This window comes from Nitrosospira multiformis (genome assembly GCF_003050865.1).
Classification (GTDB): domain Bacteria; phylum Pseudomonadota; class Gammaproteobacteria; order Burkholderiales; family Nitrosomonadaceae; genus Nitrosospira; species Nitrosospira multiformis_E.
Genome location: NZ_QAOK01000020.1, coordinates 46898 through 65769, shown reverse-complemented (window position 1 = coordinate 65769; position 18872 = coordinate 46898). Strand labels below are relative to the sequence as shown.

General features: G+C 50.0%; 18 protein-coding genes. 11 read left to right on the top strand and 7 right to left on the bottom strand.

What is annotated here, in order from left to right:
- The first annotated feature begins 367 nt into the window (after nt 1-367).
- On the top strand, nt 368-781 hold the full coding sequence (locus C8R21_RS11025) for a hypothetical protein (RefSeq protein ID WP_107762746.1): 414 nt from the start codon (nt 368-370) through the stop codon (nt 779-781).
- A 178-nt stretch (nt 782-959) separates the two neighbouring features.
- Here C8R21_RS11025 and C8R21_RS11020 read toward each other — a convergent pair whose 3' ends face one another.
- A complete protein-coding gene (locus tag C8R21_RS11020) occupies nt 960-3434 on the bottom strand; it encodes a sensor domain-containing protein (RefSeq protein WP_107762745.1) in 2475 nt (824 codons plus the stop codon).
- 156 nt (nt 3435-3590) lie between these two features.
- On the opposite strand from C8R21_RS11020, the gene C8R21_RS16680 reads away from it, so the two are divergent.
- Nucleotides 3591-3866, top strand: coding sequence for a helix-turn-helix domain-containing protein (locus C8R21_RS16680; RefSeq protein ID WP_107762744.1), 276 nt, complete (start codon nt 3591-3593; stop codon nt 3864-3866).
- Nucleotides 3867-4169: 303 nt separating this feature from the next.
- On the opposite strand, the gene C8R21_RS11010 is transcribed toward C8R21_RS16680, so the two are convergent.
- The gene (locus C8R21_RS11010; RefSeq protein WP_107762743.1) at nt 4170-4400 is read right to left on the bottom strand and encodes a hypothetical protein; all 231 of its coding nucleotides are present in this window, start codon (nt 4398-4400) and stop codon (nt 4170-4172) included.
- A gap of 547 nt (nt 4401-4947) precedes the next feature.
- Between C8R21_RS11010 and C8R21_RS11005 the strand changes: the two genes are divergently transcribed.
- Nucleotides 4948-7806, top strand: coding sequence for a PAS domain S-box protein (locus C8R21_RS11005; protein WP_107762742.1), 2859 nt, complete (start codon nt 4948-4950; stop codon nt 7804-7806).
- Between the two features lie 127 nt (nt 7807-7933).
- Nucleotides 7934-8101 (top strand): ATP-binding protein, encoded by a 168-nt coding sequence (locus C8R21_RS16115; protein WP_219906647.1) that lies wholly within the window; start codon nt 7934-7936, stop codon nt 8099-8101.
- 193 nt (nt 8102-8294) lie between these two features.
- On the opposite strand, the gene C8R21_RS11000 is transcribed toward C8R21_RS16115, so the two are convergent.
- The gene (locus C8R21_RS11000) at nt 8295-8855 is read right to left on the bottom strand and encodes a hemerythrin domain-containing protein (RefSeq protein WP_308811391.1); all 561 of its coding nucleotides are present in this window, start codon (nt 8853-8855) and stop codon (nt 8295-8297) included.
- 416 nt (nt 8856-9271) lie between these two features.
- Here C8R21_RS11000 and C8R21_RS10995 point away from each other — a divergent pair, with 416 nt between their 5' ends.
- The gene (locus C8R21_RS10995; RefSeq protein ID WP_107762741.1) at nt 9272-9769 is read left to right on the top strand and encodes a hypothetical protein; all 498 of its coding nucleotides are present in this window, start codon (nt 9272-9274) and stop codon (nt 9767-9769) included.
- 176 nt (nt 9770-9945) lie between these two features.
- On the opposite strand, the gene C8R21_RS16675 is transcribed toward C8R21_RS10995, so the two are convergent.
- Nucleotides 9946-10101 (bottom strand): undecaprenyl diphosphate synthase family protein, encoded by a 156-nt coding sequence (locus tag C8R21_RS16675; RefSeq protein ID WP_375136004.1) that lies wholly within the window; start codon nt 10099-10101, stop codon nt 9946-9948.
- Between the two features lie 273 nt (nt 10102-10374).
- On the opposite strand from C8R21_RS16675, the gene C8R21_RS10985 reads away from it, so the two are divergent.
- The gene (locus C8R21_RS10985; protein WP_107762740.1) at nt 10375-10719 is read left to right on the top strand and encodes a hypothetical protein; all 345 of its coding nucleotides are present in this window, start codon (nt 10375-10377) and stop codon (nt 10717-10719) included.
- A gap of 209 nt (nt 10720-10928) precedes the next feature.
- On the opposite strand, the gene C8R21_RS10980 is transcribed toward C8R21_RS10985, so the two are convergent.
- Nucleotides 10929-11078 (bottom strand): FAD-dependent oxidoreductase, encoded by a 150-nt coding sequence (locus tag C8R21_RS10980; RefSeq protein ID WP_219906645.1) that lies wholly within the window; start codon nt 11076-11078, stop codon nt 10929-10931.
- A 140-nt stretch (nt 11079-11218) separates the two neighbouring features.
- Nucleotides 11219-11749 carry a DUF4142 domain-containing protein gene (locus tag C8R21_RS10975; RefSeq protein ID WP_107762738.1) on the bottom strand — a complete coding sequence of 177 codons (531 nt, stop codon included), beginning with the start codon at nt 11747-11749 and terminating at the stop codon, nt 11219-11221.
- 267 nt (nt 11750-12016) lie between these two features.
- Here C8R21_RS10975 and C8R21_RS10970 point away from each other — a divergent pair, with 267 nt between their 5' ends.
- From C8R21_RS10970 to C8R21_RS10950, 5 genes are all read left to right on the top strand, one after another.
- Nucleotides 12017-12277, top strand: coding sequence for a hypothetical protein (locus C8R21_RS10970; RefSeq protein WP_107762737.1), 261 nt, complete (start codon nt 12017-12019; stop codon nt 12275-12277).
- 649 nt (nt 12278-12926) lie between these two features.
- The gene (locus tag C8R21_RS10965; protein WP_181258907.1) at nt 12927-14774 is read left to right on the top strand and encodes an autotransporter outer membrane beta-barrel domain-containing protein; all 1848 of its coding nucleotides are present in this window, start codon (nt 12927-12929) and stop codon (nt 14772-14774) included.
- Nucleotides 14775-15139: 365 nt separating this feature from the next.
- Nucleotides 15140-15469 carry a c-type cytochrome gene (locus tag C8R21_RS10960; protein WP_107762735.1) on the top strand — a complete coding sequence of 110 codons (330 nt, stop codon included), beginning with the start codon at nt 15140-15142 and terminating at the stop codon, nt 15467-15469.
- Between the two features lie 30 nt (nt 15470-15499).
- The gene (locus tag C8R21_RS10955; RefSeq protein ID WP_146162473.1) at nt 15500-16519 is read left to right on the top strand and encodes a hypothetical protein; all 1020 of its coding nucleotides are present in this window, start codon (nt 15500-15502) and stop codon (nt 16517-16519) included.
- A 25-nt stretch (nt 16520-16544) separates the two neighbouring features.
- Nucleotides 16545-18089, top strand: a complete 1545-nt coding sequence (locus C8R21_RS10950; RefSeq protein WP_107762733.1) for an FAD-binding oxidoreductase — start codon at nt 16545-16547, stop codon at nt 18087-18089.
- 86 nt (nt 18090-18175) lie between these two features.
- On the opposite strand, the gene C8R21_RS10945 is transcribed toward C8R21_RS10950, so the two are convergent.
- Nucleotides 18176-18802 (bottom strand): PEP-CTERM sorting domain-containing protein, encoded by a 627-nt coding sequence (locus C8R21_RS10945; protein WP_107762732.1) that lies wholly within the window; start codon nt 18800-18802, stop codon nt 18176-18178.
- Between the last annotated feature and the right edge of the window lie 70 nt (nt 18803-18872).

Genomic DNA, 18872 nt, shown 5'->3' with positions numbered 1-18872 from the left:
ATCCATGCCGCACCTCCCTTCGTGCAGCTTATTATTCTCGCAGCTAAAGCTGACCGGCTAAAGCCGGTGGTTTAAACCTTGGGATGGAAAATTAATAGGTCCTGAACCTAGAGAAGGGCTAGTAAATGAGGGGACAATAGTTGCCAGGAAGGCACTTGCAGTTCGACTTGCTCCCTGTCCTGAATCCCTAATCCAGCGGGCCCACAATAGCGTTCGCGCTGATCGAGAGTTAGTCGTGGGCCATATCCTTTCATCTTGTCGCTCTAAGGGTTTCCCTTAGTATAAAACCAGAGTTTCCCCAATATACACATAGTGTCGACTGAGATAGGATAAAGTCACTTTCATCCTGTTTGGGTTCATTACTATCATGAAAACGAAACCAGGAAATATCTTCGCAGTGCTATCGATGGCAGCCCTGCTGGGTTCGATGAATTCTCTGACGATTGCAGCCGAGCCCATTGACACTCCTGAGATTCGTGCGGCTATCCAGAAAGCCACGACCCGGAGCGATCATGAGACCGTAGCGAAATATTATGAAAATGCCGCTATGCAAATGCAGGCAAAAGTGAAGGAAGAAAAGGAATTGCTGGAGCAGTATAAGAATAAAAGCTATCTTTATGGCAGGCAAGCTCAGGATCTGCAATCGCATACTGCAGCATTGATACGCCGTCACGAGCAGACCGTTGCAGCCGACATGAAAGAAGCCGCTTTGCATCGTCAAATGGCATCGAAACTTGATGAAAACCATGCTGAGTCCGACCCCCAAAGTCCGGCAATGTAAGTAACTGCAACCAGGATATAGGTAAGCCCGATGTTCAGTAACCTTGAACGTGGGGCTATCCTCCGTCGTGTCTTGCGATGGTCGTATAGGAATTTACCCATGATAAATACGTTATTATGGGTAAAATTAGAGTTCGTGAGTCTATCTCTCAACAAAAAAAATCCTACGAAATGGGCTATTAGCAGTAGAGGAATTCTTTGGCGTACCCGCTCCTGAATTGCTTGCACCCCTTTCTTCCATGTATAAACTCCTCAAATTGATTTAGTGGCAAAGGGGGACTGAACAGATATCCCTGATACGCGCTACATCCGTGCATAACGAGAAAATCCTTTTGGGCCGGGGTTTCCACCCCCTCGGCAATTACCGATAACCCCATGCTTTTAGCAAGAAGTAGAATCGCACGAATGATCGTAGCGTCCTTATTATCAATTAGGACATCTCTTACAAATGATTTGTCGATTTTTATCCAATCCAACGGCAAGTGTTTAAGGTAGTAAAGTGAGGAATAGCCGACCCCGAAATCATCCAAGGCGAAGTCCACGCCCTTGGCTTTCAGTGTCATCATTTTTGCAATGGTATCGTCCATATTTTGCAGCAGGATGCTCTCCGTCAGCTCAAGCTTGAGTTTTTGCGGATTGGCCCCACTTCGATCGAGGGCAGAAACTACTTGCTCGACGAAGTTTGACTGACCGAACTGGCAGGGGCTTATATTTACCGCCAGATTAAGTTGGGCTGTCTTCTGATACCTCGACCACATTGCAAGTTGATCACAAGCAACCTCAAGCAACCATTCACCCAAAGGAAGAATCTGTCCGGTTTCCTCGGCCTGAGGAATGAACTCGGAGGGAAGCAAAAGGCCGCGTCGAGGATGTTGCCACCGCACAAGCACTTCGGCTCCTATAATCCCGCAGTTATCCATTTGCGGCTGATAGTAGAGAACAAACTCATTTCTCTCCCAGCTTTTGCGTAAATCTGATTCAAGAGCGGCACGAGTATTCATTTCTGCTTGCATGTTCGGATTGAAAAAACATACGGCGTTGCGGCCAGAAGCTTTTGCCTGATGCATCGCCAGATCCGCATGCTTGAGTAACTCATCTGTTGTAGCTGCCCCACCATCAAACAGCGCAACGCCAATACTCGTCGTTATGTGGTGCCTGTATGCACCAAGATTAAAAGGTCGATTGAAAGCACTGCGAATCCTCCCGCAGACCTTTTTTACCTCACCCTCAGCAACAGCTTCGTCATCACTCGAATCTGTTATCAGTATTACCACGAATTCGTCGCCGCCCAATCTGGCTACCGTGTCACTTTCACGCACGCATGAGGTCAGGCGCGGAGCGACTTCTTGCAGCAACTGGTCGCCGAAATGATGGCCAAACGTATCATTGAGCAATTTAAAATTATCAAGATCAATGAACAGTAGGGCCCCCATCTGCCGATTGCGGGCCCTCGCCGCCACCACCTGCCGGAGCCGGTCCAGTAGGAGTTGCTTATTGGGTAACCCGGTCAAGGGATCGTAGAAGGCGAGATATTGAATCTTCTTCTCCGCTGCCTTGCGCTGGGTAATGTCGGTATTGATCGCAAAGACAAACTCTGGGTGTCCCTCGTCGTCTCTAACCAAAGTCCAATGCGCTTCCACGGGCAATATGCTTCCATCCTTCCTGCGCTGCGTGATTTCACCTCTCCATTCCCCCGAGTCCAGTAACAGGTTCGTTGCTTCATTGAGCGGCGAGAGGTCCTCGTACAACACCTCTACCGATCTGCTGGATATCTCCTCGGAAGCCCATCCGTAAAGCCGCTCAGCCCCCTGATTCCAGAAATGGATGCGATGATGAAGGTCGCGCACAATGATTGCGTCCCTCGCCTTGTTGAGCAAGGAAGCCTGCTGGCGAATGCGCCTATCGGCTTCCTGGCGCGCCCGCTCAGACTCCTTGCGTGCGGTAATATCGTGAAAATAAATAGCCAAGCCCTCTTCCGATGGATAAACATGTACCTCGAACCATTTGCCAAGGGGAGGATAGAACTCGTCAAACGTCACTGCCGTATTTTCCCTGAGCGCTCGATGGAATTTATGATCAAAGGTGGTTCCGATAGTCTCCTCAAATTCCTCCCAGACCACTTTGCCCAAAAGATTGCTACGTCCGCGACATAACAGATTTTCTGCTTCCTTATTTACATAGGTAAAGCGCCATTCCCGGTTCAGAGTGTAAAAAGCCTCGGTAATGCTCTCTAGGATTCTCTCGGTGCGAAGCCTTGCATCTGAAAGTTCGCGTGCTGTTGCCTGCTGTTCTTCTATGGCCGAAAGCAGTTTTTTATTGACACGCACCAGTGCCGCTGCTTTCTCTTTGTTCGATGCAAGAACAAAAGAAAGCAGCGCAGTCAGAATACTGACCAGGACACTCCCTAGTAGGACGAGAAACGGCTCATAACCTTTTACAGCCTTTTCAAATAGAGGGCGTGAAGACGGCTCAATCGCTGCGCTTTGCTCCTGTAAATCCTGAGCAAAAGAGCAGCCTATCAAGGTGAGCGATATAAAAATCGTAAATGTTAAAGTAGCGATAGTCCAAGGAGAAAGCAGGAACTCAACAGAAAGTAAACTTACCTTTTTATCCACAGGCCCGATTTCTTTTCTAATCTTCTCCTCATTATCCATAAGCAGTTCACCTCTTAACGTTAAGTAGGTCTAAACATATTAACGTATCTAATCGCTTCCTGCCTCTATTATGTTTAGTAAAACTTGACATCATAATCAAGCTTTACTAATCTTGGGGACAAGCAATACATCTAAGACGGGGAGTACAGCGTGGGCATGGGACCGAGGCTTATACAGCTACGGCATAGATATAACTTGAATCAAACCCAATTAGGAAAATTGTGTGGAGTGACGAAGGCAGCCATATCCCAATGGGAGACGGGAAGTACGATGCCTGACATAGCCAAACTAAAGAAATTGCGTTCTGCACTTGTCTTTTCACTAGATTGGTTAATCACCGGAGAAGAGCCAATTACGCCATTGCTCCTAGTGGACAGGCGACAAGGCAGCAGACGTCAATGGGAACGTCGCTTAATCGATAGGGTAGAGTAGATTTAAAACCTGATAGCAGCCGGCCCTCCATCGAGATGCGGCAGCAATGCGATTTTGAGCGAAATCTGGAAATGCTCAGCTGCAGGAAAAGTTTGCAGACGAGCTATTTATATTTCAAATTTGTAAGGGGTGAAATTTTTAAGGGAGGCCGGTAGCGCAGCGCAGAAGTATCGCGTCTTGCTGTAATCTCCAGCTACAGAAGGCGTAAAGGCGAAGCTGGCAGACTGCTTGTCATTTCAGAGGGTGATTTTAAAACCTCCCGATCGCGGCGCTTTCCGTACATTCCAATCAGTCTTTATCTCGCTACTTTTGCAATGGCGCGATTGAAAGATTGATACCGTATTCGTTCTCACTGAGGAACGGCTCGCACATCACTTCGCCAAGCTCGGTTTCGACCAGAAATTTATCGGTGGCCCCGTCGATCATCATGGCCTTCGGGTCCCCTCGATGATGAATGTCGGAAAAACGATCAGCAACATACGTGTTGACTTGCGCCCACTCTACCTGGAGATCGCAATAAACATAGAGAAGCATCTTCAGCTGAGCAAACGACCATTAGGCCATATGGTAGAGTCATAGAAGAACCTCCGACAACTGAACGATTTGCGTGAAAACTTGTAGTTGGGAGATTGACGTATATAAGAATCCTGCGCTTCCAGTATCGCAGATCAAGCAGATCAAGCTAAGTTTTTATCCATGCTGTTCTGTTCCAATATTGCATACCGCTCTTCGAAATCACAAGGCTTTGCTAAAACGAATTAGTTCGATCGAATCGAAGAAAATCAACAGCCAGGAACGAGTAATGAAATTATGACCAGTACGTAAATTAACCCCTTTGCGAGGGATAATAAATCCAAATCCCAAATCCGCCCCATTTAAAGTGTTAATCGAGGTCATTGCCCATATTATAAATCGGCGTAGATGACTGCCTGATGAGAGAGCACTATGCAATTTATTCAATGAACAAGGCATCCACGACCCAGCGAACGGTTAACAGCTCCAAAGTAAGTGTTGCAGACGCTGTAACTTCGGCTATTAACATCTCCAATTTCGAAGTCTTTCCTATTTTTCGTAAATCTGAATGGAATCGAAGGTAATACCAACAGATTTTGGCAAGCTTGTTCTTGATGAAATGCCCGGTGGCGCAATTGTTACCACTGCCGATGGCGTTGTCGTTTACTGGAACAAGGGCGCGCAATCTATATTTGGCTATACAGTGGCGGAAGCCTTGCAAAGCAAGCTTAGTGAACTTATTGGCGCTTCCGATCATCAGTGGAAGATCGGCCAGAGCCTGAAAGATGCGCTCGAGGCAAGGGCTTCAGTAGGCGAGATGTTATGTCGCAAAAAAGACGGCCTGCTGATCCATGTAAACCTTTCATGCAAGGTCCTGTCGCAGGAACAGCGACAGCATGGCTACGTCCTGATTACCAGTACAGATATCACGCATATCAAGGCATTACGCGACGCCAAGCTGATCGGCACCAAATTCGGCAATTTACTCGATTCAGCACCAGATGGAATAGTCATAGTGAATTCGTCAGGGCGGATAGTCCTGGTCAACGCGCAAGCGGAGAAACTGTTTGGATATAATGCAGATGAACTTTGCGGCCAGCCCGTGGAAATGCTGCAGCCACCGCGCAAGCGCGACCTCCATCCGGGAGAACGCGCAGCTTACTTTGCCTACCCCCACATCCGGACGGTGGGCGCCGAGTGGGAGCTATGCGGGTTTCGCAAGGACGGTACCGAATTTCCAGTGGAAATGAGCTTGAGTCCCATTGAAATGGATGAGGGCAGATTTAGCGTGAGTGCAATTCGCGATATTAGCGATCGAAAAAAAGCGGAGCAGAAATTCCGTGGACTGCTGGAAGCCGCGCCGGATGCAATCGTCATTGTGAATCGCAATGGTGAAATTGTGCTGGTGAATTCCCAAACCGAGAAATTGTTTGAATACCAGCGAGAACAGTTGCTCGGTAAAAAGATGGAGATTCTTATTCCGCCCCGTTATCGTTCAAAACATCCCGGGTTTAGGGAAGATTTTTTCCGTGCGCCCCGTACGCGCCCAATGGGGGTTGGACTCGAGCTCTATGGCCTGCGGCGTGATGGCACTGAATTTCCTGTTGAAATCAGTCTTAGCCCCATTGAAACTGAAGAAGGGGTCCTGGTATCCAGTGCCATCCGCGATATCACTGAGCGCAAGCGTACCAAGGAAATCCAAACTCAACTCAGACGCGATCTCACTGAGCGCGAAATAGCGGAAAAGGCGCTTTTTGAAGAAAAGGAACTCCTTCGCGTCACGCTGAGCTGTATTGGTGACGCCGTTATCACAACCGATACGGAAGGAAGGGTCACCTATCTGAATCCGGTTGCAGAAGCCATGGCTGGGTGTAGTCCCGAGGACGCAAAGGGTTTGCCTCTTCAAGATGTATTTCAAATCATCCATGCGGAAACTAATGAACCAGCATCTAACCCGGCCGAAAGGGTTTTAAGGAATAAGGAGACTGTAAACCTTAATTCGCATGCGCTTCTTATACGGCGAGATGGTCAAACCTTCCCCATCGAGGACTCGGCCGCGCCCATTCGAGATCAAAACGGCGCAATCATCGGCGTCGTGCTAGTGTTTCGTGACGTTAGCCATGCGCAGAAATTGGCGATGGAAATGCGACATCAGGCGACGCACGACGCACTGACTGGTCTGATCAACAGGCACGAATTCGAGCGGCGCCTGAAACAGGCACTGGAGAGCGATGAACAGACTGACGAGCATGCTTTGCTTTATCTTGATCTTGATCAATTCAAGATTGTAAATGACACTTGTGGTCACCTGGCAGGGGACGAGTTGTTGAAACAGCTCACCAGCCTCCTGCAAGCAAAGCTGCGGAAGAATGATACTCTGGCGCGCCTTGGAGGAGATGAATTCGGCTTATTGCTTGAGAAATGTTCAAGGGGACCCGCCCTTCGCATAGCTGAAGTGCTGCGGCAAACCGTACAGGAGTTTCGTTTTGTCTGGGAAGAGCGGTTGTTCTCACTCGGTATAAGCATCGGACTGGCCACCTTCTCCAGTGGCGGGCAAACTTTCTCGGACGTTTTACGCATGGCAGACACGGCTTGCTTTCTTGCCAAGGATAATGGCCGCAATCGCGTTCAACTCTATGCTTCTGATGACAAGAACCTCGAGAAACGCCGTGGTGAGATGGGATGGGTGGAGCGTCTGCACAAAGCGCTTGATAAGCAGCAGTTCGTCCTGTATTCACAGAAAATAATGCCGCTTTCTGACAGCTCAACACACTCTAACCACTACGAAATATTGTTGCGAATGAAAGGAGAAAATGAAGAGCTCATACCTCCCATGGCCTTCATCCCTGCCGCGGAGCGCTACGGTCTCATGCCTCAAATCGATAGATGGGTAATCACCAATGCCTTTGCCCAATACGCTTCATATCGCTCACGAGGCACAAAAGACACCTGCACTATCAATCTCTCAGGCGCATCCATTTGCGATGAGCATTTATACGATTTCGTGGTGGATCAATTCAAGCAGTCTCGGGCTGATCCTGCCGGGATCTGTTTCGAGATAACGGAAACCGTGGCAATCGCAAACCTTACTCAGGCTGCTGCGTTGATCCGCAAGCTAAAGGAGCTAGGCTGCCGCTTCTCCCTGGACGATTTTGGCAGCGGAATGTCCTCGTTTGCCTATCTGAAGCATTTACTTGTGGACTATCTAAAAATCGATGGGGCATTCATCAAGGGCATAATCAATGATCCTATTGACCATGCCATGGTTGAGGCCATTAATCATATAGGCCACGTAATGAAAATAGAGACGATAGCGGAATGGGTAGAGGACCAATCTTTTCTCGAGGTGCTGCGAAGGATAGGTGTCGACTATGCCCAGGGGTATGCGATTGAAGAGCCGCGCCCAGCCATAACGCTTTGCCAATGAATCTTGCACATCCTCAGGTTCAATAGGTTCAACGGAATATATACATCCTGCGACATCCTGCGCGAGCAGCACGGCCGGCTCAAGCTTCTTAACCTTTAGTTTTTCTGAAGCTCGAGCATGCTCCAATATGCAAATCATGGATGGCTTCGACTTCAATGCTGCAGGCGTGCCCAAGGCACAGATCCAGGAGTTGGCAGGCCTTGCCTTCATCGAACGCAGTGAGAATATGGTGCTGCTGGTCTATAGCCAGCCTATTCCCAGTACACCCAAGCCAGCAACCATTATCACTATATAAGCAACCCAAGAAAGAAGGTTATCCATGCGCGTCCCCTGTCAATAAAGGTACGACTACGTCTGCACTATTCTTCTTTTGGTCGGCTATTCGTGTACCGAACCGACAGTAGTTGATCTTATCCTCCAGAAGCGAATTGGGCAGTTGGTAACCAATCGGCAACCTGGACCGGGTCAACGTGTCAGTTTCCCTTCCGTTATTCCTGCTCTTCAGTAAGTTCTTCCTTGCGGGCAGCTATTTCAGCGCCAATTTCTTCAAGATCGACTTTCGCTTTTTCCACCTTGGGAAATATCTCGTTCTGTTCTTCCTCTATATGGTGATTAACGTATTCTCCAAGGACGCTTACCATAGCGTCATACATTGGGTCTGAACTGTTCATTGATTGAATTTTTTCGATGAGATCCTTGGCGGCTTGATGCTCCACGGCTGCTTCGTTCATCAGATCATCATCATCAATGGCTTCACGGGCAGCGGGATAGAATATTTCCTCCTCCAGTTGCGCGTGGATCGTTAATTCCATGCAAATTTGCTGTGCAATCTCTTCCTTTCCTTCTTCCTGCTTTTTGTGCAGCCTTTCGAACTCCTTAAACATCTTCTTGACCTTGTTGTGATCGTCGGTCAGCAATTTGATTGCGTCATGTTTGGACCTTCTCGTGGTTTTGTGCTCTGTAGTTTTATGTGAAGTGGTTTGCGTAGTTGGCATGATGATCTCCAATGGAATGTAGGGTTGAACGGTTTGCTGTTGTATGTCACTCATGAACGCATCTGCATGACCAAAAGATAATCCTAAGGATTCCCGAGTTCTGTTCGGCAGCCAACACTGTTCTTTCCCCGCTTTCTCCGTTTTCTGATTCGCAGAAATAGAAAACGGAGGAAGCGGCCAGGAACGAGGAATGGCAGGCCGGTACCGGGCTATGTATCCTCCCGCACAGAGTGAGCCGTTTTGTCGCTTTATGATGTAGTCATTCTCCCCCAAATTGAAGACAGGAATCACGCTTGAGATGGAATCGGGAAGATTCAATTGAAAGTGTGAGCAGTATGAAAACTGAAAAACTGCTGTAAGGGGGATGAGGAAAGCCGGGGGATTCAAAATTCAGGGCTTAATGAGGAGCAAGAGTTCAAGGAAATACTATTACGTGTCTTTAAGTTCAATATGCATTCAAGGAGAGAAAAATGATGCGCTCATCAATTGTGAACAAGAAAACCTGCATTACGGCAGTGGCTGTGCTGGCGTTTGGATTTGCCGGAGGTTTGTATGCTCAAAGCAGTTCAATGTCGATCGGCGCGACAGGCGGAGCCTCCACCGGCCAAGATAATGCAGGCAAGAAGGGCGAGGGTAGTTACAACAAGAAGGACAACCCAACAAGAGGCACGAAAGACACCTTGGGCAGCGACGAGCCTGACAGTTCGGGAAGCGGGGGGAGCGGTTCCGGGGGTTCAAAGTCCCCGGAGGGAAGTGCATTGGGTGGATCAACTGGGGATAAAGGATTCAGCAACCTGAGGGAAAATAAAGGAGGTAAGGGTGCGCGTGGCATCATGGGCGGCAGCACCGATACAAAAGCAGGCCATGCCGGAGAAAGCATAGGCAGTGGCGGTACCGGAAAGAGCGACAAGTCGAAGCTTGACACGAGCGCCCCCGCGGATGGGAGCAGCGAAGGTATTGCCAAGTAAGTAGATTCGCGACACATGCTTGAGTCCACCCGAACCTGAGATTAGCCTTTCCCTGCTTTAGCAGGGGAAGCTTCCTCAGTTTTTTCATTTTAATCCCGGAAACGTGTTTGTACTGATACTGTCCTCGAGCAACAGCGGGGGTACGGAAACAATCCACTAGGATAATCGTCTATTCACTACACGGGAAAATGCCGGGGTTCAAAATCCGGCCAGAATTCATCCCGTATATAAAAGTCCGCGTAGACTGATTGCACAGGGAGGCATCCACTTAAGCGACGTCCGCCTCCCCATCGCACGATCAGGTCCAAGCGAGATACGTCGCTTGAACGCAGTTCCCCATTTTTAAGCCCCGGCGAGGTCCCATTAGAAATAACTGCTCTCGTTCGAGGTTTTCAAACCATTATGAGGTGCCCGAGCCCTTGCCCTAACCACTCAGCTGCAGAGAATTGAGATGGAGTATGACAGTGCCAGGAACACAGGGCTTCTCCGATACAACCACTCTTTTCCTTCCTAATGTGGTGTGTGCGTAAACGTACGGAAAGCCCTCACGATTTGAGTAGCATTTAAGTTCAGCAATTTTGCTGGATTAATCTCAAGGAACTACCATGGAAAATATTTTAATACTGAAAAAAGTGGCACAGTCTGTCGTGCTTGCCGGCGTAATCGCTTTTAGCGCCACAGGTGTAGCCCAGGCGGCAGGTGCCGGGGAGCAGACCGGAGAATATGGAGATATGTCCAAGCATGGGAAAGGAAGCAATGCGCCCGAACCGCGGGGCTATCAACAATCCGGCGACACTACATCGGGGCAGGGCTCCGGCCAGCCAGGCTATGACAAGCCGCATGACAAACGGCATGATATGCACGATAAATCCTATGAAAAACGCTCCGGACAAAGTGGAGGATCACAGGGGGGAGGATCCTCCGGCCAGTCTGGCGGCGGAGGATACTAGCTTCTTTGACATTATGCATAAGGCGGGGCCAGTGGCCAGTGATATAACGCTGAGCCCGCCTTTTCTCGATATTCCTTTAGAAGTATCTCGCTGCTATTCGCTGGGTCCCTATCCTTTGTCATAGAGTCCTCTTCTTCATATCGTCCCGTATTACGGTGAGGCTCATCTATACTGATTTTGCTGCGTTGATCACTTCGCACGCAGCATTGTTACCCGTAATCACCGAAGGATGCGGTTCTCCCACCTATGTAGGGAGCAGCTTCCAGCAACAGCACCTCAAATCCGTTACCGGACAGTTCAAGCACTGCAGACAAACCCGCCAAGCCGCTGCCGATGACAATAGTTTTGGGTTTACGCACGATAAGGACAAGGGATATGGCTATTGGATCTGGTTTTGGCAAATGAATGTTGCGTCGCGGTGACGCAACATTCTACTTCTCTCATAGCTTCCACAGGAAAGTGCCAGAACGATGAGGAAGTATTCCGGCGGGATTTTCTGTCACTTGAGAGTAGCCTTGATTTTTTCTGCGTGCTCGAGGTGCGAGACGAGTGTTGGACGTGTTTTAACCAGCAATGCCTTCAGTTCCTCGTTCTTGACGTTGGGCACGAGTTTGCTGTCGGCAACTTCGATCACCTTCTTATGAAGCGCGATTTCGCCGTCAATGTATGCTTTGTCGAATTCCTTCCCGCTCAATCCCTTAAGTTTTTCGAGACCAGCTTTGGCGTCATCCTTCAAGCTCTGACTGATGGCGTTGTCCTTGGGGGTTACATTGAGTTTTTTCGCAAGCTCAGTTGCTTGCTGGTTGCTGTCCGTATGGTCCGCGATCATTCGATGCGCGTACCCGTGAACGTCTTCGTTCGAGGCCTTTTTCTTGGCCAGGTTTCCATTTTCAATATCAGCGGTGTTCGCAGTTACCACAATGTGTGCAATTTCCGCGTCAGTGAGAGCACCTTGGGTATCTGCCGCTTGTGCGCTGACGATAAACGCAGGAAGCATCAGAGCCATTGCCAGTATGACCGATTTTTTCATAATTCTTCTCCTAAGTATGATGTGTTTGGAATGCTTGCGTTAATAAAAACGTAGACTTGATAAGGGACATGTAGCGGGAGCCACATGTAGTAGCAGGAACTGCTACTTGACAATGATGGGGCTGAGCTAGGAAAGTTTCTGTGCGCTACCAGACACAACTATATGTAGTGTGGATGTTGTGCGCTATCGCACCGAGTTTTGGTCGCCAGTGATGGGAGAATAGGACATATATAGATGTAATTGACCCATAAACTTGCAGGAGCTATCATGGAAGATCCACGGGAAACCAACGATGAGGAATTGAGGGAAGACGATGCAATGGCTCAAATGCCGAATGAAGCGGATGAGGGGGTGGCCGTCGATGAAGAAACCCACGGAAACAGAGTTCAGGAAAAGATAGGCAACCGTGGAACCAAGAAACAGGAAACTCAGGAGGAAGCGAAAAAATCAATTACCGGAACTGAAGCGCACCACGATCCGAGAAACGAGCATCCCGATTCCGGTCCGGCTCCTCTGAAACGATATTAATTTTCATCCCTTTTGTTCGGTAGAACCGCACATACTACTTTCCGCTTGGCAATTCTCTCCAAAGTGCCCGTTCTCAACGGGCCGAAGCACGGGGCTACCAAGAGTACTAAGGATAAAGGGTCCAAGGGGTTGCTTTAAGTGCCGCTCTGTCATATGCTCATGGATTAACAACGGATTCTATTTGAATCCGCCTGTAGCTTACTCTGGTTCCATCATGTGCCGTTGTCATTTGCCCGTCAAATATCAGGAAAACTTTCCGATAGGTTCACCTCATTGTCTGCCTGAGTACGTTTCCGCATCTTTTCAAGAATTACCTCAATCCGGGTGTAACGCCCCGCCGTCATAACTTCAACACCGTCATAACTTCAGCTTTCGATCTTTGAAAAGCTGCAGAGCCGGTAGTTGCCTCAGTTCAAATTTACTCCTGCCGTGAACCGCATTTCCGGCTGCGGTAAAGCACTTCTACTACCGTCACTACCGTCAATCTGGACGGCTCCCCGAAAGAGGAGCGGGAGCCAGAGCTGGGTTATTTCTGTAGAGCATGGCCAAAAGAAAAAAATCAGTTTCTCTTTCTCTGGGTGCGAAATTCATCATTGCCTTGTTGGTGATTGCGGTTGCGCCGGTACCTTCTCGGGCTCAGGAAGGTCTTATGTTGGATGTAAGCAGCATCGAGATGGGAATGAGCCGTAGTAACGATATCCAGAGCACAACTTCTACCACTTGGCATAATGGCATAAGTTTTCAGCCATGGGCCTACAAAACGTGGTTTAGCAGTAACGCCGAAGGTACATTTCAGAATAATACGAATAATGTGAATGACTCCTCCCACCTGGTATTCAATCAGCAGAACAGCGTCCACCATGACAGTACGATTTTGGGTTCGGGCTTCCTGAATAAAGCCGGCTTGGGTATACCGATATTATCAGGAGATTCGGGAGCATTCGGCGAGCATATCACTGCCCAAAGCGGCATCCTGGCGGTAAATGGAATGCTGGGTGGAACGCTCCACGTATTGCCCCATGCTTCCCTTCACGGTACTGGGCATATAGGAGCCACGACGGTCGAAGGGACTGTGTCCCCGGGAAATTCGATTGGCACGCTTACGGTTCACGGTAATTATGTCCAGCTTCATGGTTCCACTTATGAGGTAGAAATTGATCCGGGTGGTGCCAGTGACCAGGTCATTGTTACAGATCTTGCTGATATACAAGGGGGGACAGTTTCTGTTATTCCCGCGGGTGAGGAATTCACCCCAGGCAGCCGCTTCACGATCCTGACAGCGAATAGTGGCTTGACCGGAAAATTCGATTCACTCACGCATAGCCTGGTCAACCTGGGTATCTCCTATGATCCTACTCACATCTACCTCGATGTTTTGCGTTTTTGCGATATCGGCGAGACGCCTAATCAGTGTGCTACAGGAAGCGCAGCCGAGCGGCTAGGCGCCAGCAATCCCATCTATAAAGCGATTGTCCATCAGCCAGATCAGGAGAGCGTGCGCCAGGCTTTTAACAGTCTTTCCGGCGAAGGACACGCGAGTATTCAGGGCATGATCATTGAAGACAGCCGTTTTATACGGGAAGCGGTTTCAGACCGGGTCAGGCAAGCTTTCCATCTGGCGGGTGCGCAGTCCTCTGATACTCCTGGACATATTCTTCAACAGGACTCTGCTGCCGATGGGGCATTGTGGGGACGTGTCCTGGGGTCGTTCGGTCATCGGGATGGAAGCCTTAATGCCGCCCGTATCGGGCGCGCGCTTGCTGGAATTTTTGTGGGCGGAGATATGCAGATTGCCGATAAATTTCTTCTCGGCATTGCTGGAGGATACACGCAGGGATCCTATGAAGGAGCACGCCTTTTCACCGCCTCAAGCGACAGCTATCACGTTTCCGTTTATGGTGGTGGACAGTGGGGACCGCTTGGCTTGCGCCTTGGTGCCGCGCATATCTGGCACGATCTGGAAACAGGCCGGGATGTAATCTTTCGAGGTTTTTCAAATCACCTCAACGCTGAATACAATGCGCACGGAGTGCAGGCGTTCGGCGAGGTTGGCTATGGTTTGCCCCTGGATGTCATTTCACTCGAACCATTTGCCCGGCTCGCTTACGTAAACCTGCGGACAAAAGGTTTTCAGGAGCGTGGAGGGATATCGAGTCTGCGCAGTGATAGCAGTCAGCAGGATACTGCATATACCACTCTGGGCCTCAATGTGGCGAAGACGCTATCCCGACTGGAAAAGATGGTTACTACGCTTCGTGGAAGCGTCGGATGGCGGCATGCCTTCGGTGAGATGACGCCTGTTTCGACTTTTGCTTTTGCCAATGGCTCATCCTTTGCTACAGCCGGTGTGCCTATTGCCCGCAATGGAATAGTCCTCGCCGGAGGAGTGGATGCGCATGTCCTCGGAGCAGCGACCCTGGGTATTTATTACCAGGGACAAATTCTTCACAACATTGCCGATCATGGTATTCGGGCAAACCTCAGTTGGAAATTCTGAGTTTGATGCCTGCATTTTTTCAATCGGCTATTCCTTCACGCTCTACTTTTCCAGGTAGTTTATATTTCTGTCCTCCTCTCCCCGCAAAGCTATCTGGCGATGCAGGGGATATGTCAGGAAATGCACGTTGTCAAGCAAACTCAACCTTAATCATTGAATGGTTTTTCTAATGTCATGGACGTCTGTTATAGTGTTTTCCCAACTCAAAATCGGCACGGAAGAGGGCGATGCAACCTATAATAAGAACTGACGGCGGAACAAGGTAAACTCCACATTTTATCCACGCAAACATAAAGGTTTATCTGTAACCCCCCGATAAAGCAATGAAATGTCTTTTCGGCTAAGATTCTGCCTGGAGGAATAATATGAGAAAGAAGAAATCCGTAAGGACTGTGACCGCGCTCATGCTCTCAATATCAGTCGCCGCGGCGATGATGGCGGATATCGCGCGCGCCGCTGCGGAAACAAACGCGGATAAAGGGTTCCGGTGGAGAAATGGCGCTGAAGTCTATTCCAAGGTTTGTAGCTATTGCCATGAAGGTCAGGTAGGACCTCGCCTTTTCGGTCGAGAACTTCCGCCGGAATATACTCGTGCCGTAGTACGAAACGGGAACAGGGCAATGCCTCCATTCCGTACGTCGGAAATCGACGATGAGTCGCTGGCGAAATTGGCCGAATATATCCAGCGCAATTAATCGGCAAGGTGCGAGCTGAGGAGGGAAATCGTGGACGTACGCAGACGTAATCTCATGAAAGGCCTGGTGACGGGAGGAACGCTATTGGCGCTTGGAATCCCTCCACGAGTGTTTGCAAGTACAACGGCTGGAAGCGTGCGGAAATTTGGATTACTCCTGGGAAATACTCCAGTAGACGCGGCATTCGCAGCAGGAGTTCGCACTGCTTACGCTCTCAGCAGTAATGCAAGGCTAAACGGAGTTGCTGAAAGTGAGGCAGCAGGGCGAGCGGGGTCGATTGGGAAAGCCTGGTTCTCTCCACCCCGCATGATAAAACTGAAAGGCGGATTGCTTACCGAGTATGAGGTAGTGGGGAAACTGCTCGAAGGTGCCCGTGGAGTGCGCTGGATTGCTGTGATGGATGATGGCAGTGCGGCGGTTTTCATGGAATTGATGCGCAATGCCGGTGCAGGACTGATTCTTCGGGGTTCACACGCATTCTCCCGTCATGGCGCCTCCGGCGGCTCCAGCTTCTCCCAAGAGGTTCCCGAGCTTCGGCATGTGTGGACCGCCGCATCGCCAGAATTCAGTGCGGGTGATGTTCTTGCGGAGAAACTCCTTCCGGGTTACAACAGTTTTTCTATCGTAGAGGATTTTCTTTCGAGCGAACATTTCGCTGCCAGAATGTACCCTCGGAGATTAAATAAGCCTAAACCGGGCTTCCTCAGTTACCGCTTGGATGGATTTGATGATATTCATCTTCACTGTTCCGGTCTTTCGGCAGCAGACGGCTGTGAATCGGTGGGTTGGAGCAAGGCAGGCACATGGGTGCCCCTCAAAGGGCAGGAATTGGAATCCGACGAGGGTTCAACGCGACCGAGGCCTGCGCAGATGCAATTGACCGGCTGGATTGAATCCGTAGGATATGCCGCCATGACTGCCGCGATGGGATTGCATTCATATCAAATCCCGTGCTCCCAACGGGCATTCGTACACCAGCTACCGCTCGGGCCACATCCTCGACGGAATGTGCGCACCGAACGATTCGCCTCATTCGTAATAGAGACCTAACCCGGATAGGAGCAAGGGACTCAAAATGTCAAATAAATATATCGCATTGCCGAAAGGAATATCCGAAAAGACTTTCGATTCTGCCATAGGGGATTTTCGCAGTGTGCTCGGCGACGCAGCCGTGCTTACCAGCGCACAGCAGCTTGCCCCTTACATCAAAACGATGATGCCCGTGCCTGATTCGGATCACACTCCATCCGCCGCGTTGATGGCGACGACGGTGGAGGAGATCCAGAAAATTGTCGGCATATGTAACCGGTACAAGGTTCCCATCTGGACCATTTCCACTGGAAAAAATCTGGGCTACGGCTCGGCGGCACCGGTTGAGCGCGGACAGGTGGTCCTCGATCTCAAGCGAATGAACCGCATCCTGGAAGTCGACAAAGATCTGGCTTATGCCTTGGTTGAGCCGGGAGTGACTTACAAGCAGCTCTATGACCATATCGCCGAGCACAAGCTGGGACTGTGGCTATCCATGCCTGCTCCTTCCGCAATTGCAGGACCGGTTGGCAATACGCTTGACCGTGGAGTGGGCTATACCCCCTACGGAGAACATTTCCTGTTTGCCTGCGGTATGGAGGTGGTCCTGGCAAATGGCGAAGTGCTGCGCACCGGAATGGGGTCGATGCCGAATTCCAATACCTGGCAGGTGTTCAAGTGGGGGTACGGACCCTATCTGGACGGGATTTTTACTCAGTCCAATTATGGCATTGTCACCAAGTTCGGCTTCTGGCTTATGCCCGCCCCACCTGCTTTCAAGCCTTTCGTCATTCAGTACGAGAATGAGGAAGATATCGTGGAGATCGTGGAAATCATTCGTCCGCTACGCATCAGCGGGGTGATTCCAAATGCAGTTGTCATTGCCCACGCGTTATATGAAGCGCCCGTCAAGGCCCGCCGCAGTGACTATGTGACCGGCCCAGGGTCTATTCCGGATGCGGCAGTGCGCAAGCTCGCGAAGGACCATCATCTGGGTATCTGGAACCTGTATGCCGCACTGTATGGTACGCCGGAACAGAACGAGGTGAACTGGAAGATTGTGACCCAGGCATTCGGCAAGTCCGGCAAAGCGAAGATTCTGACCGAGCGGGAGGCGGGCGACGATCCTGCCTTTAAATATCGCGCATCTCTCATGCGCGGCGACATGACACTTCAGGAGTTTTCATTGTACAACTGGCGCGGGGGCGGCGGCTCCATGTGGTTCGCGCCGGTGTCTCAGGCAAGAGGAAGCGAGACGCTGAAACAGATGGCGTTAACCAAGGAAATCCTTGCCAAGTATGGTCTGGATTATTCCGGAGAATTCATCGTCGGAATGCGCGATATGCATCATATCGTAGACGTGCTCTATGACAAGACCGATCCGGGTCAGGTCAAGGCGGCATACCAGTGCTTCGATGAATTGCTGACAATCTTTTCTGCGCAGGGGTATGGAACCTACCGCGTCAATACGGCGTTTATGGATAAGGTGGCGGAAACATACGGACCGGTACAGCGTCAAGTCCACAAGACGCTAAAGAAGGCGCTGGACCCGAACGGTATCCTGGCTCCGGGAAAATCCGGTATTCGCTGACCCTTGGCTGGCCGATAAACTAAATCGGCCAGCAAGATAGTATATCCTCAGTGAAGGCCTCCTCACTGAGGGGAGGCGCTTCTTAATCAGGATAGTCCGCGACGACTCCTTCTTGTTCCGATCCACCCGATCAATGTAAGACCGGCGAGCATCATGGCGTAGGTAGCGGGTTCCGGAGCAGGGGACACGGGCCCTTCTTCGATGGCAAGATTCACGCGGGCAAAAGTGGAAGGATTGAACTGAAGGTTCTCGGCATTAATAAGCAGTTCATTCCCCACCAGACGCACGTCGGATGACTGCAGTCCCAATGTTGTCACGCTGTTGTCAATTTTTGCTGCGGCAATGCTTCTCGCGATGTCGGGATCAAACTGAAAAACATACGTATTTTGAAATCCGGAGCCAAAATGTGAAAAAGGGGCGGAGTTGGCAAAGTCGATGGTGATGTAGTCGTTGGCGATATCGATAGCAACATCAATAAGATTTGGCACGACTCCAGGCCGTGCTTCTGTTGCTGCTCCCGCATTGAAAAGGTTTGCCACGTGAGGATATTCGATTCCCGGTCCAATCGTCACCGTCTTTTCAAGAGAGGTGATGACTGGGGAACTGGATGATGTATCCTGCACGACTGTTCGAAGGGTGACCTCGGCGCCGTTCAACCCCGCATAGGCGGGCATGGTTAACAGGAGAGTTGTTGTCAGAACAAGCTTTTTCATCTTTCGCTCCTTGTATTATTTATGTTAGAGAGTTACGAATCAGCTAAAACATTTTGTGAATGTGGCACTT